The organism is Gemmatimonadaceae bacterium (genome assembly GCA_020846935.1).
In the GTDB taxonomy this organism is placed as follows: Bacteria; Gemmatimonadota; Gemmatimonadetes; order Gemmatimonadales; family Gemmatimonadaceae; genus RBC101.
In genome coordinates this window covers 345,029-360,320 of the sequence record JADLCY010000002.1, presented here as the reverse complement: position 1 = coordinate 360,320, position 15,292 = coordinate 345,029, and the positions used below count along the sequence as shown (strand labels likewise).

Sequence of the window (15,292 nt, the reverse complement as noted above, 5' to 3'; positions counted from 1 at the left end):
CGGCCACCGCGGCGAACAGACACGCCCTCATTGCTGTCCGCACAGATACGTGTCGCAGAACTGGGGGAATGCGTTCTCGACATCACAACCCTTGTTGGAGGCGGGCCGATTCTCGCAGAACATCCCCCACACGCACACATCGTTCTCGCAATAGGCCAGGGCCGTCTGATCCGCTCTGGCGGCCACCGAAGCGCCTCCGACCACTAGCGCCGCGGTGAACAACAGGCACAGCCGGAGGACTGTTGAGCGCATGGAAGTTGCTCCTGTCAAGGGGACGTGAGTCTACAGTGTCATCCAAGGGGTGAGCGTTCAGGCACGCACACCATCGCGGGTACGCAGTGAATCGGACACGGAAACTCCGTGGTCCCTCATGTGAGGGTTGGTCATCGCCACACGGTTGGCGGAAACTCTCCCTGGTGAACAGCCCCGCCCGCTTTTCGTGTGTAGGGTCTCTGTGGTCGGCTACAGTAAGTCCCCCCCCCTCGGACTTGTCAAGATTGATCTGCAGTCCGGGGTACGCAGGAAGGAACGCACGCTGAGCCCGCCTTCCGATGATGTCAGAGGAAAGCTGACGGGGTCAGAGGAACACGGCGTCGGGCTCGAGCGCGCGTGGCCGCCGCCCTCCACCGGGTTCCGAAGGGCTGGTCGCTCGGATATGCTTGCAGGGCTCGCTACCCCCTCCCGATGCCCCGCTCCTACACACGATTCGTTTGCCTCCTCGCGCTCCTGGCGTCCTCGGCCACGCCATCTAGGGCGCAACGCCCCGCCGCTCGGGCGACCTCCTTGGCCGGCCCGGGCGCACTCGACTCCACCTGGTTTGCCGGCCTGCGCTGGCGCGAAATGGGCCCCGCCCGTGGAGGCCGGTCCGTCGCCGCGGCGGGCTCGGTGCAACGGCCCAATGAGTACTGGATGGGCACCACCGGCGGCGGTGTCTACAAGACGACCGACGGCGGCCAGAACTGGGCCGCGGCGAGCGACGCCTTCTTCGGCGGAACCGTCGGCGCCATCGCCGTCGATCCGCAGAACGCCGACATCGTGTGGGTCGGTGGCGGCGAGACCGACATCCGCGGCAACACGGCCGGCGGTGACGGACTGTGGAAGTCCACCGACGCCGGCAAGACGTGGTCGTTCCTTGGCTTCAAGTACGAACACATCTCCACCATCCGCCTGCACCCGACCAACAAGGACGTCGCGTGGATCGGCGTGTTCGGCAATCCGTTCCAGGCCGGGCCGCGCGGACTCTTCAAGACCACGGACGGCGGCAAGACCTTCAATCGCATCCTCTACGCGAACGACTCCACCGGCGTCATCGACATCGCGCTCGACCCATCGAACCCGGACATCCTGTACGCGGCGATGTGGCAGGCGTGGCGAGCGCCGTGGGCCATGTCGTCCGGCGGCATTCACTCGGGGATCCACAAGTCGACCGACGGCGGTGCGACGTGGACCAACCTCACACGCACCGCGCGCGGCCTGCCCACCGGGGTGATCGGCAAGATCGGGCTCGCCGTCTCGCCGGCAAAGCCGAGCCGAGTGTGGGCGATCATCGAGCACGATTCCGGGGGAGTGTACCGGAGCGACGACGCCGGCGCGTCCTGGTCGTACATCAACCGGGACCGCAAGCTGCGCCAGCGCGCGTGGTACTACTCGCAGCTCACGGCCGACCCGAAGGACACCAACGTGGTCTACGCGCTCAACGTCGGCTTCTACCGGTCGCGTGACGGTGGCGTGACCTTCCGCGAGTCGATCAACGTCCCCCACGGCGACAACCACGACCTCTGGATCGCGCCCAACGATCCGCAGCGCATGGTGGAGGCCAACGACGGCGGCGCCACCGTGTCCACGAACGGTGGCCGCACCTGGACCGACGAGGAGTTCCCGACCGCGCAGTGGTACCACGTCGACCTCACCAACGAGTACCCCTACACCATCTGCGGCGCCCAGCAGGACAACTCCACGCTCTGCGGCCCGAGCCGCAAGCCGGGTGGCGTGCAGCTCTCCGACTGGATCGAGTCCGGCGGTGGCGAGTCGGGCTACGTGACGCCGCATCCCACCAAGCCGTGGATCATCTTCGCCGGCAGCTACGGCGGGTTGCTCACGCGCCGCGACCAGCGCACGGGCTTCACGCGCGACATCTCGGTGTACCCGAACAATCCGATGGGCGAGTCGTCCGAGGACATCAAGATCCGCTTCCAATGGACGTTCCCGATCGTCTTCTCGCGACACAACCCCAACGTGCTGTACGCGGGCGGCTCGCGGCTCTTCCGTTCCACCAACGAAGGCGCGAGCTGGACGATGATCGGGCCCGAGTTCTCGCGCGCGGACAAGCGCACCATGGGCGCTTCGGGCGGACCGATCACCAAGGACCAGACGGGTGTCGAGACCTACGCGCTGATCTTTGCGTTCGACGAGTCGCCGGTTCGGCCCGGCGTGCTCTGGGTCGGCAGCGACGACGGCCTCGTGTGGATTTCGCAGGACAATGGCGTCACGTGGAAGAACGTCACGCCGCCCGACATCGGCGACTTCACCCGCGTCTCCATCATCGAGCCGTCGAACTTCGACGCGGGCACGGCCTACATCGCGGCCAACCGCTACCAGCAGGGCGACAAGACCCCGATCATCTACAAGACCACCGACTACGGCCGCTCATGGAAGCGGATCGTGAACGGCATCGCGCCCGATCACTTCCTGCGCGTCGTGCGCGAAGATCCCAAGCGCCGAGGGTTGCTCTTTGCGGGCACTGAACGCGGCGTGTACCTCTCGTTCGACGACGGCGAGCAGTGGCAGTCGCTGCGCCGCAACCTGCCGCTCGTGCCGGTGCATGACCTGCGCATCCGCGACGAGGACGTGGTGCTCGCCACGCACGGCCGCGGCTTCTGGGTGATGGACAACATCTCCGCGATCCGGCAGCTCACGCCCACGGTGACCGCGAAGTCGGCGCACCTGTTCGCACCGCCTGACGCGTTCCGCACGGACTGGGGCGGTGGGTTCTTCGCGCAGCTCGCAGCCCTCGCCGGCGGCGGCCCTGGGCTCGGCGCCAATCCGCCGTCGGGCGCGCTGGTGCAGTACTACGTCAAGGAACCGAACCAGCGCATCACGCTCGACTTCCTCGACGCCGCGGGTACGGTCATCCGCTCGTTCACGAGCGAGCAGGATCCGCTGACCGCGGCCGACTCGCTGCGCATGGAGGGGCAGAAGGCCGCGGCCATCGATTCGATGGTCAAGGCTGGCGCCTCGCGTGACTCGGCAACAAAGACCATCACCGCGCGCTTCGCCGACCCGCGCGCGGCGATGCAAAACGTCGACATGGAGGAGTTCTTCAGCCGACCGCCGCGCCCACCGCGCGTGCCGAACAAAGCCGGGCTCAACACGTTCGCGTGGGACATGCGCTATCCCGATGCGGTGCGGTTCGAGGGGATGATCATGTGGGCCGCGGGCGTGACGGGGCCGGTGGCGCCGCCGGGGACGTTTGCCGTGCGCCTGACGACGGGCGGTGAGAGCCAGACGCAGCGGTTCCGCATCCGCAAGGACCCGCGGACCGATGCCACCGACGCGCAGCTGGTCGAACAGTTCCGGCTGCTGCTGGCCATCCGCGACAAGACGACGGAAGCCAACAACGCCGTGCGCATGGCGCGCAACATGCGCTTCAATGTCACCGACCGTACGGGCAGACTCTCGGCGCAACAGCAGGCCGAGTTCACCGCGATCGCCGACGCGATGATGGCGGAGGTGAGCGCGAGTGAGGGCGAGGTGTATCAGGTGCGCAACCAGTCGTCCCAGGACCCGCTCAACTATCCCATCAAGCTCAACAACAAGATCGCGGCGCTGGCCGGCACGGTGGGAACCGGCGAATACGCACCGACGCGACAGAGTGTGGCCGTGTTCAACGAACTCGTGACCAAACTGGACGCGCAGACCAGGGCCATGAACCGCGCGATGGACACCAACCTGCCGAAGCTCAACGCGATCCTGCGTGCGGCCGGGCTCGCGGAGCTGCGCAAGAGCACCGACGAGATCACGAAGGAGAAGCCGCCGGTCGCGATGTAGCGCTCGCCAGCGGATCCAGGTTCGACCGGCGCCGTCGTGACGTTTCGTCACGGCGGCGCCGTGTCGCATCGGGGACCTCGGTCCCTGGCGATGTGTGCGCGCGAGTGACGAACCGGGCCGCGGCGCCGGTCGAGGCTGCCTAACGACCGTCGAGCCGGCCGCGACCGGGCGCCGCGCCAGCCGAGCCCGCTCATGCCTCGCGCGAGGGAGTCGCGAGTGGTACGCCGGGACAAGTGATGTGCTGCAGTGTGCGATGGCGCACACGTTTCGTTAGGCAATACGTGAGCCGTGTCATGGTGTACGCGCGATCCCGTGTCCCATCGTGGCGCGCCGCAACTCGCACGCGTGGCGCGTGCTCGGCGAACGGCGCCGAGCCCGTCGCCCGACGGCCTGCTATCGCGGGCCGCCCGGGCCGTGACGTGCGAGGAAGCATGACAAACCCTGGAGGACCAGACTCGTGCAACGGACCCATCTGCTCCGGCGTGCCGCCGCGCTCGCCGCCCTCACACTCGCTGCCGCCTGCGGTGACGATGACCCTGCGGCGCCTCCGGGCACCCTGACGGTCGCCGCCTCGCGCTCCGACCTCACCATCACCCAGGGACTCAGTGATACCCTGACACTCACCATCACGCGCGGCGGCTCGTTCACCGGACCCGTCACGCTCACTTCCAGTGGCGAGCCCACTGGTGTGACCGTCACACTCGCCTCACCCACGATCGCCCAGGGCAGCGTGTCGAGCGCGGCCACCGTCACCGTCGTCGCCGCCGTTGCACCGGGCACCTATCCCATCACCATCACCGCAGCCGGGACCGGCATCACGCCCAGTCCGACCGCGACCATCAACCTCTCCGTCGTGGCCGCGCAGGTCGCGGACTTCGGCGTCAGCGCATCCGTCGACACGGTCAACATCACCGCAGGCCGCGACTCGGCGATGGCGTATGTGCGTCTGAGCAAGATGGGGGGATTCGCCGCCGCAGTGTCGCTCACGACGGACTCGCTTCCGCCCGGTGTGCGCGTTGCGTTTGCCGATACATCGCTGACCGGTGACTCGACGCGTATCACGATTCGCGCCGAGGCCGCCGTCCCGGCCAGTTCGTTCGACGTCACGATTCGCGGGCGATCGGACACCACGACACGCACCGACAAGATCCGGGTGAACGTGGCCGTCCCCGCGGACTTCGCCCTCGCCATCGAGCCCGATACCATGACGCTCGTGGCGGGCACCAACGGTCAGGTGCGCGTGCGAGCCATGCGCAGCGGCGGGTTGGCTGACACCGTGCGACTCGTCCTCCAGCCCGCACCGGCCGGTGTCACCGGCACGTTCGGCACGCCGTCGCTTGGTGGCGACAGTACCGTCCTGACCATCGCCACCGCCGATTCGACCGCGCCCGGCATCTATGCGTTGATCGTGCAGGGAACCGCGGGGAGCCTGGTGCGCACCGACACGATGGCGCTGACGGTGAATCCAAGGCCGGTGGTGAAGTCGCTGGATATCGCGCTCCTGCCGACCGGCGATTCGCTGTCCACGGGGTCGACGGACACGATCACCGTGGTCGCGACGCGCACCGGGTTCACGGACACCGTGAAGCTCACGACCGATTCACTGCCGCAGGGTGTGAAGGTGACGATCGACACCGCCGGGATCACTGGTGACACAGCGCGCGTTCCGATCAGTGTCGACAGCACGGCGGTGCCAGGCACGTATTCGATCCGATTCATCGGCAGTGCGACGGGCGTGCCGAGCGATACGGCGACGTACACACTGGTGGTGAAGGCGGCGGGGGGTGGATCGAGCGGTCGCGTCGGTCGATCGGTGACGGCCGCTGACGCCGTGATCCCGGCTCGGCGCGGTCGCACGTCCGTGACGCCGCACCATTCGGCGCTCCGCGAATGACCGACTGACCGATACCAACGCATCCGGGGAGCGGGCGCTGCTCACTCCCCGGATTTTGGGACTCTCGATGCGTGAGACGGTTTGGGGTTGTCACGAGCATCGCCCGGCACGACTCGGTCCACGTCACTGCGTGGCCCGAGTTGGCGTACCGGCCCGGAGTCACCGGGCCCTGATTGCTGCAGAGCCGGAACGGCCGTCGGTGGGTCGTCCGCGCGGCGTTTGGCCCCGTGGGGCCGACGCACGAACAGTTCGCGCGACTGCTCCAGGTCTTCGAGAAACATCGCCTCGGCCTGCTGCCCGAGTGTAGGGTCCTCGATGACCGCATCGAGTTCATAGTTGATCGCGACGCCGAGGAGGTTGTAGTCGGTCGATCCGACCCGCACCCAGCGTCCATCCACCACGCTCGTCTTCGCGTGCATCATCTCGCCACGCCACTCCCACAGCCGCACGCCGCTGCCGAGCAGGCGCCTGATGAATGGCGAGATGAGCGTGCGCAGCCACGGGTGGTCGTAGCGGCTCGGTACGAGCACCCGCACGTCAACGCCATCGCGTGCCGCGCCGGCCAGCGCCTCCACCACGCTCCATGACGGCGCGAAGTAGGCGCTGGCGAGCCAGATGGACCGCTCGGCTCCGATCGCCTGCATCTGCAGGGCGCGCGAGACGCGCTGCCGCGCCGGCTCGCCTTCGATGATGCCCACCAGCGAGGGAGGATCGTGATACGGATCCAGATGCGACGCGTTTGGCGTGCGCAGGCTGCCGAACTGCAGGTGAACCGTGCCGCCCGCGAGCGTCCACATGCGATCGAACGATGTGGCCATGTCCACGGCCGCCGGGCCGGCGATTCGCACCGCCGTATCGCGCCACGGCGATCGGCGCTGGCGCAGGATGCCGTTCTTCCACTCCATGCCGATGCCGATCCCGCCAGTGATGCCCGACGTCCGGTCCACCACGAGCAGCTTGCGATGATCGCGCGGCAGCAGCCCGAGCCACGGCCGCAGTCCGGGTCGCTGGAAGATGCGCACCTCGCCCCCGGCCTCGGTGATCGGCGCAAAGAACGACATCGGTGTGCCCATCCGACCGACCCAGTCGACCAGCAAGCGGACCCGAATCCCGCGTCGCGCGGCCGCGACGAGCGCATCGCGGAACCTCAGGCCGACGTCGTCGCGCCTGAAGATGTACTGCTCCATGCTGACTTCGACCCGCGCCGCTTCAATGAGCGCCGCCATGGCGTCGAAGGCCGCGGGGCCGTTGCGCAGCAGCGCGACCTGGTTCCCCGCCGACACGTCGGCGGCGGCGATACGCCAGAGGCCGCGCGCATAGGTGCGGGACGCCTGCGCGCGCGCGATCGCCGGTACGGCAACGTCAAAGTCCGACGGGGTCTGGCTCAGGTGGAGACGCCGAGGCTGAAGGATTCGAACGCCACGCTGTAGAGTAGGGTGTGGACGCGCAACCCGTATCCTCATCGCCCCGACACGCATTCGCCGTCACGGTTCGACACCTGACTCGGCAGCGAACGGCACCCTAAAAACCCCCGGCTAGCGCGTGCCGTTGCGTCGCGCAAGCAGGGGCCGCAGCGCCACCTGCGCGGTCATCGCCCCAAGCGCGAGCGTAAGCGCCACGAACAACATCTGAAACCCCGTCTGGATCGCCACGTTGACGTTGCGATCCACCAACGAACCCATGCTCAGAAACCCAATGCTGCCGGGAACGAGCAGCACCGTGGCAGGCTGCTGCAGCACGGGGTAGGGCAGGTGACGCTGGCGCGCGATCAGTGCACCGATCGCCATGGCCGTGAACGCACCCACGAATGCGCTCGCCGTGGGGCCGAGGAACTTGCCGGCACCATATGACGCGAGCGACGTCACGATGCACATGAGCGTGATCATGACGCCATCACGTCGCCGTGCGTGGAACAGGTGCGTCAGGGCAACGCCGGCCAGGAGCGGCGAGAGCACGCGCACCCAGGTGGGGACGGTGCCAAACGTGAACACGATGCGGTCCGACGACTGCACCGCCTGCTGCCCCGCCACGACTCCGACGATGAGCAACAGCAAGGTCGTGATCGCGGCCAGGAACCGCCCGGCACCTGAGGTCCAGTGGCCCTGCGCCAGTTCGGTCATCGCCACGGTGAGGCGCCACCCGGGGAGCAGGATCACCAGTCCGGCGATGAGCACGCGCACCGGTCGCACCGCCGTGAGCCCGAACGCATCGGACCCGAACGCGGCCGCCGAGGCGATGGCCGCCAGGACCACGGGCGTCAGGGGTTCAAGGTGTGGCCGCGGACCGGTGAGGGCGAGCACACCCCCCACCAATGCCCCGACGATCACGGCCAGCAGCAGCTCCTCCCACTGGGCTCGCAGGAGCAGCCCGGCCGAGGCACTGAGCGTGGCGCTGGAGAGCATCGTGAGCAGCGGAAACGACGCGGTGCGCGGGCGCCAGTCGAGCAGCTGCTGCAGGCGGTCGGCGCCCTCGTCCGGCGTGAGCTCGCCGCGGCGCACTCGCACGAGGAGACGGTGCAGCGCCACGGCACGCTGGAAGTCCGGCCCGGAGGGACGGACGCGAATGACCTCCGTCCAGTTGCGATCACCCAGCGCAATGGTGAGAAAGATTCCGGTGCCGGTGGCAGAACAGTCCGCACTGAATCCCAGAGAGTGCGCCAGCTCCCGCACGCCGTCCTCGATGCGGTCGGGTACCTCGTCGACCGCCGCGTACGCCCTTGCGGCAAGCTGAATGCAGCGGACCCCCCCCTCCTCACTCCGCGCGGCAAGTGTGGCTGGGGTCTCGTACAGCGAGGTGAGCGAAAAGGACATGGCCGGGAAACTACCACCACCACCACGCCCACTCACAACGCACGACGCACCCCCTCACCCCTGACCAACCCGTCCGCATTATCTTGCCGCCATGCTCTCCATCGATCTCTCCGGTCGCCGCGCACTCGTGGCAGGCGTGGCCGACGACGGCGGATTCGGATTCGCGATCGCGCGCAGCCTCGCCGAGGCCGGCGCCAGTGTCTGCGTGGCCACGTGGCCGCCGGCGCTGAACATCTTTCTCAGTCTGCTGGAACGCGGAAAGATGGACGAGTCGCGCAAGCTCTCGAACGGCACGATGCTCGAGTTCGAGCGCATTTACCCGCTGGACGCGGCGTTCGACACGCTCGCCGACGTCCCCGCCGACGTGCGCGACAGCAAGCGCTACAAGGACCTCGGCGACTACTCGCTCCAGGGGCTCGCCGATCGCCTCGTGGCGGATTTTGGCGCCCCGGCGTTCGATGTGCTCGTGCATTCGCTCGCCAATGGGCCGGAGGTGAAGAAGCCGCTGCTCGAAACCTCGCGCGGCGGCTACCTCGCCGCCCTCAGCGTGAGCGCGTATTCGCTGGTGGCCATGCTGCAGCGACTCGGCCCGATCATGCGGCCCGGCGGGTCAGTGCTGTCGCTCACCTACATGGCGAGTGAACGCGTCGTCCCGGGCTACGGGGGCGGCATGTCCTCGGCCAAGGCCGCACTCGAAAGTGACACGCGAACCCTCGCCTTCGAAGCCGGCCGCAAATGGGGGCTCCGCGTGAACACCATCAGTGCCGGTCCCCTGGCATCACGCGCGGCCAGTGCCATCGGGATCATCGAGCGCATGGTGGAGTACTGCGCCCGGAACACGCCCATCCCCGTCCCGCTCGTTCCGGACGAAGTCGCGCACACCGCGGCGTTTCTGGCCTCACCCCTGGGGACGGGCATCACCGGCGCCACCGTCTACGTGGACAAGGGGTACCACGCGATGGGCATGTCGGTGGTCGAGGGCCTGAACGCGCCCTGACCTAACGACGCCGCTTGACCGAGTTGGTGTCGGGGACGAAGTCGAACGGCTGTTGCACGACCTGCTGCACGGCGTTGCCGTTGCGGCGCGCCGGGCGATAGCGCTGATCCTTCACGGCGCGCCGTACGGCTTCACCAAACGCGGGGTGCGTCGTCGTCACCACGCTGAACGTGTCCATGATGACGTCGCCCTGCGCGTCCACCACGAACTCGACGAGCACCTTCCCCGCCACCGCGTAGTCGAACAGCGAATCGGGGTAGACCGGCCGGATCAGATCGTTCGAGTCGGGTTGCGCGGTCTGGTCCACCTCGGTCGAGCTGAACACGGTCCTGGCTTCGACCATCCGCGCGATCATGGCGGCCGCCGACATCTCGCCCTTCTTCTTCTTTGGCCGCAGTTCACCCTGGCGTGTCCAGAGAATGATCGTGCCACCCGTGCTGCTCATCATGCGGTTGCCGAGAAACTCCGCCGGCACGCTCGCCGGGCCCGAGTAGATCTCCACGCCTTCGAACGAACGCGGGTCCACCGAGTCGAGGTCGAACTCACCCGCGTAGAGCGGCGTGCCATCGAGCCAAACCAGCGGCGGCTGGCGCGACCCGCGAAAACGCACCGACTGCGAGCCCAATCCGCGAGACTCGACACGGGCACCGGGGATCATGCGGAAGATGTCCGTCATGTTCATCGGGTTGCGTCGCTCGATCTGTTCGCGCGTCACGAAATGTCCGAGACCGCGACTGAGACGCTCGTAGAAGCCCGCCATGCGGCCCGTGAGGTTGCGTCGCCCGTAGACGATCAGCGGTTCGAGTTCCACGGCCAGGCGCGCCAGGGTGATCGACACCGGGTGCTGTTCACCCGCCCGCACCGTGACGCGCACGGTGTCGGGCCTGAAGCCGATGCGCCGGATGCGCAGCGACGTCTCGCCCGGGGCGGCCCTCGCCAGGATGAACGCGCCCTCTTCGTCGGTCTCGGCGGTGGTCGCGGTGCCGCCGACCGAAATAATCGCCCCGACCACCGGGTTGCCTAACGAATCCTTCACCGTCCCGGCAATTCCCCCGGTCCCGATCTCGCCCTGCTGGCCTGCGGCCGCAGCGGGCCACGCCAGAACACAGGCGGCGAACGCCGCACTCCAGGCTGAGTTACGCAGTCGCGGAATCGAAACGATCATGGTGCCTGTCCCCCGCGCGTTGCGCCGGACTCCCCGCGAGGTGGGGGGAGCCGCGCCGCGTTGAATGTCCATCGAACCGATTGTCTACCGCGCGGGCGCCGGGGGAGGGGGGAGTCCGCTACGCCAAGGTACTGCCACCCGTTTCCCTCGACCAGCACGGCTTTGCCAACAAGGGCGCTCCCCCTAGCCCGGGCCCGCGACACACCAGCAACTTCGGGAGGTCACACGCCTCCCCGAACCGCACCCCTGCACCCGCCGTATGTCATTCGCACTGCGTCACTTCACCCCGCTCCTGCTCGTCGTGGCCGCTCCGCGGCTCACCGGCGTTGCCGACGCGCCGACCCTCCCGGACGCCGCGCTCATTGCGTGGCAACTCCAACAACCCGGCGCCGGGATTCGCGGCTTCACCGCCGAAGGCGCCCGCGTCGAGCGGGAATGGGAGGCCAAGTTCAAGGCCGTTCCGGATCCAATGAGACAGCGCGACCTGGTCCGGCGACTCGCGGCCCGACCGCACCACGTCGGCTCGCCCTACCAGCGTCAGAATGCGGAGTACATGCGGGAATTGTTCGCCTCGTGGGGATGGGACGCGAAAATCGAGGAGTACTCCGTTCTGTTTCCGACACCAAAGACCAGACGACTCGAACTCATCGCCCCGACTCGCTACGTCGCCAAGCTGGAAGAAGCGGCGCTCAAGGAGGATCCGGCGACGGCGTTCAAGGCTGAACAACTCCCCACCTACAACGCGTACTCGGGCGACGGCGACGTCACCGGGCCGCTCGTGTATGTGAACTACGGCGTGCCGGCCGACTACGAAGAACTCGAGCGGCGCGGCGTTTCGGTGCGCGGCGCCATCGTGATCGCACGCTACGGCGGCAGCTGGCGCGGCATTAAGCCCAAGGTCGCCTTCGAGCATGGCGCGGTCGGCTGCATCATCTACTCCGACCCCCGCGACGACGGCTACGCGCAGGGCGCGGTCTACCCCGCAGGTCCCTGGCGTCCGCGGGACGGCGTGCAGCGCGGCAGCGTGCTCGACATGCCGGTCGCGCCAGGCGACCCGCTCACCGTGGGCACTGGAGCCACCGCGGACGCGCCGCGGATCGATCGGCGGGACGCAGCGACCATCATGAAGATCCCCGTGATGCCCATTTCGTACGAGGACGCGCAACCGCTGCTGGCCGCGATGGGGGGGCCCGTTGCACCGGAATCGTGGCGTGGGGCGCTGCCCATCACCTACCGGCTCGGCGGCGCGGGGCCGGCCCGCGCTCGGCTCACCCTCGAGCACAACTGGACGCAAACACCGGTGCTCAATGTCGTGGCCACGCTGCGCGGCAGCACCGCGCCTGACGAGTGGATCGTGCGTGGCAACCACATCGACGGTTGGGTGAACGGCGCGCAGGACCCCATCGCCGGCATGGCCGCGGAACTCGAAGAAGCGCGAGCCCTGGGTGAGCTGTACAAGCAGGGCTGGCGTCCAAAGCGGACCATCGTCTACACGGGCTGGGACGCCGAGGAGCCGGCACTCCTGGGCTCGACGGAGTGGGCGGAGCACCACGCAGCTGAACTGCGGCAGAAGGCGGTCGCATACATCAATACCGACGGCAATGGTCGCGGCTACCTGGGCGCTGGAGGTTCGCACTCGCTGGAGCGTTTCATCAACGAGGTCGCTCGCGACGTCGAAGATCCGGAAACGCGACTTTCGGTGTGGCGACGCCAGCAGGCCGCCGCGCTCCGCAACGGATCGCCGGTCCAGAAGCGCGAAGCACGGGAGCGCGCCGACCTGCGCATCGGCGCCCTGGGCTCGGGCTCGGACTTCACCCCGTTCGTGCAGCACCTCGGCATCGCCTCGCTCAACCTTGGCTTTGGCGGTGAAGACGGCGGCGGCATCTACCACTCGATATACGATACGCCGCAGTGGTTCGAGCGCTTCAGCGACACCTCGTTCGAATACGGTCGTGCGCTCTCGCAGGTCGTTGGCCTCGCCGTCATGCGACTCGCCAGTGCGGACGTATTGCCGTACCAGTTCAACAACCTCGCCGAAACGATCCGCGGCTACGTGGGTGAAGTGAAGGCGCTGCGCGATGAGACGGCCGCGCGCGCGATCGAGACGAATCGGCTGCTCGACGACGGCACGATCGCGGCGACGGCCGATCCAAAAGATCCCGTCAAGCCACCGGCGCGCGCGGTCACCGTCCCGCACCTGAACTTCGCCCCGCTCGACAACGCCGTCGATGCACTGACGCGCGCCGCCGCCGACTACGAGCGCGCATTCGCCGCGGCTACGCGCACGCCGCCCGCCGTACCCGTGCTCCAGCGCGCCAACGCGATGTTGCGCGACGTCGAGCGCACGTTCACATCGCCTGAGGGCCTGCCCAAGCGGCCGTGGTACAAGCACCTCCTGTACGCGCCGGGCCTCTACACGGGCTACGGCGTGAAGACGCTGCCCGGCGTGCGCGAAGGGATCGAACTCACTGACTGGGACACCACCAATCGCGAGGTGACGCGGCTGTCGAGCGCCATCGCCGCCGCGGCGGCACACATCGCGGCCATCACGACCGTCCTGGAAGGAAAGTGACCGGGCGGCTGCGTTCCGGTGCGCCGACGGCGGCGCTCGTCCTGCTGACGACCGTTGGGTGCGCACGCCAGCCCGGGCCAGGTGTCGGCGTGCCCACCGGCGCCTACGACGTCGTCATCGAGAACGCGAAGGTGGTCGATGGCACGGGCAACCCATGGTTTCGCGGGGAGATCGGGATCCGGGGCGATCGTATCGTGGCCATCGGGCCACCGGGCACTCTCCGCGGAACGTCGGCACGCGAACGCGTGGACGCGCGCGACCACGTCGTCGCGCCTGGATTCATCGACATCCAGGGTCACTCGTGGGAGGCGGTGCTGTGGCGCGATGGTCGTGTGCTTTCCAAGGTCACGCAGGGAGTGACCAGTGAAATCCTGGGCGAGGCCACGACGCCCGCGCCGTCCAACGAGAACATCGAGGCGCTCGCGGACGTGAACGACATGGCGCCCCGCCGTGCCGAGTTGCAGCGCAGTTTTCGCGGCCCGCGCGGGTTCGACACGTGGCTGCGGGCCATCGAGGCCAACGGCAACTCGGTGAACATCGGTTCGTACCTCGGGGCGACGACCGTGCGCGCGTATGCCATGGGACAGGCGCCCGGCGCTCCGGATGCGGCACGCCTCGACACCATGCGGCGCGTGGTCGCGGACGCGATGCGTGACGGCGCATTCGGCATCTCGAGCGCACTCATCTATCCGCCCGGGGCGTATGCGGGTACCGGCGAACTCGTGGAGATGGCCCGCGCGATGGCGCCGTTCCACGGCAGCTACATCACGCACATGCGCTCCGAAGACGATTCGCTGTTCGAGGCGATCGACGAGGCCATGCGTATCGCGCGCGATGGCGGGGTGCGGCTCGACATCTATCACCTCAAGGCGTCGTTGCGTCGCAACTGGCCCAAGTCGCCGGGGATGATGGCAAAGATCGACTCGGCGCGCCGCGCTGGGCTCGATGTCGCCGGCACCATGTACCCCTACCCGTTCAGCGGCAACAACCTCGGCGAGTGTTTTCCGGACTGGGCGAGCGAAAACGGGAAGCTCATGGACAACCTGAGGGACCCGACGACGCGCGCGCGCATCCTGCGCGACATGACCGATCTCTCCGGCGCGCCGCTCTGTCAGCTCGAGGGGCCGGAGGCCTATCTCATCGCCGACTTCCGCCGTCCCGAGTTCGCGAAGTACGAAGGCAAGCGCCTCAGCGAGATCTCGGCCGATCTGGGTCAGCCGTGGGCCGAGACCATCGTGCATCTCATCACGACAGAGGGTCGCGATCTGTCAAAGATCAATTTCACGATGTCCGAGGACAACGTCCGCGCCCAACTGAAGTTTCCGTGGGTCGTCATCGGCACCGACGCCGGTGGCGTTGACCCCGACAGCACCAAAGCGGTCGTGCACCCGCGTGCATATGGCACCTACCCGCGCATCCTCGGACGCTACGTGCGGGAACAGAAGCTCCTCACCCTCGAGGACGCCGTTCGACGCATGACCTCGGCGGTGGCATCGAGGCTGTCGCTGCGCGATCGGGGACTCCTGCGCGAAGGGATGAAGGCCGACCTCGTGATCTTTGACGACGCGACCATCATGGACCTCGCGACGCCGGAACGGCCGCACCAGGTGAGTCGCGGTGTCGAGCAGGTCTGGGTCAACGGGGTGCGCGTCCTGCGAAACGGTCAGCACACGGGCGCCCGGCCCGGTGTTGCGCTCCGCGGGCCGGGCTGGCGGCCATGAGCCCGGTCGGCGCCCGGTGTCGCGTTCCGTCCCGTCTTCACGCAACTCAACGCATGGCACCACGTTACGAACGTGGACGGCGGTCC

The 15,292-nt window shown here is 68.0% G+C and carries 8 protein-coding genes; 5 read left to right on the top strand and 3 right to left on the bottom strand.

The features are described from left to right. The first annotated feature begins 684 nt into the window (after positions 1–684). Complete coding sequence (locus tag IT361_05475) at positions 685–4,047, top strand: glycosyl hydrolase (protein ID MCC6317125.1); 3,363 nt, start codon at positions 685–687, stop codon at positions 4,045–4,047. A 457-nt stretch (positions 4,048–4,504) separates the two neighbouring features. Then, positions 4,505–5,941: a hypothetical protein gene (locus IT361_05470; GenBank protein MCC6317124.1), complete on the top strand. Its 1,437-nt coding sequence runs from the start codon at positions 4,505–4,507 to the stop codon at positions 5,939–5,941. 41 nt (positions 5,942–5,982) lie between these two features. Here IT361_05470 and IT361_05465 read toward each other — a convergent pair whose 3' ends face one another. Together IT361_05465 and IT361_05460 are read right to left on the bottom strand one after the other, a co-directional pair. Then, entirely contained in the window at positions 5,983–7,404 is a 1,422-nt protein-coding gene (locus IT361_05465; protein MCC6317123.1) for a phosphatidylserine/phosphatidylglycerophosphate/cardiolipin synthase family protein, read from the bottom strand. A 72-nt stretch (positions 7,405–7,476) separates the two neighbouring features. Beyond that, positions 7,477–8,751 (bottom strand): threonine/serine exporter family protein, encoded by a 1,275-nt coding sequence (locus IT361_05460; GenBank protein MCC6317122.1) that lies wholly within the window; start codon positions 8,749–8,751, stop codon positions 7,477–7,479. Positions 8,752–8,842: 91 nt separating this feature from the next. Here IT361_05460 and IT361_05455 point away from each other — a divergent pair, with 91 nt between their 5' ends. Then, the gene (locus IT361_05455) at positions 8,843–9,748 is read left to right on the top strand and encodes an enoyl-[acyl-carrier-protein] reductase (protein ID MCC6317121.1); all 906 of its coding nucleotides are present in this window, start codon (positions 8,843–8,845) and stop codon (positions 9,746–9,748) included. 1 nt (position 9,749) lies between these two features. Here the strand turns inward: IT361_05455 and IT361_05450 are convergent, their stop codons facing one another. After that, positions 9,750–10,913, bottom strand: a complete 1,164-nt coding sequence (locus IT361_05450; GenBank protein MCC6317120.1) for a TonB family protein — start codon at positions 10,911–10,913, stop codon at positions 9,750–9,752. Between the two features lie 259 nt (positions 10,914–11,172). Here IT361_05450 and IT361_05445 point away from each other — a divergent pair, with 259 nt between their 5' ends. Together IT361_05445 and IT361_05440 are read left to right on the top strand one after the other, a co-directional pair. Then, on the top strand, positions 11,173–13,485 hold the full coding sequence (locus IT361_05445) for a M28 family peptidase (protein MCC6317119.1): 2,313 nt from the start codon (positions 11,173–11,175) through the stop codon (positions 13,483–13,485). Between the two features lie 89 nt (positions 13,486–13,574). Further along, entirely contained in the window at positions 13,575–15,206 is a 1,632-nt protein-coding gene (locus tag IT361_05440; GenBank protein MCC6317118.1) for a D-aminoacylase, read from the top strand. The last annotated feature ends 86 nt before the right edge of the window (positions 15,207–15,292 follow it).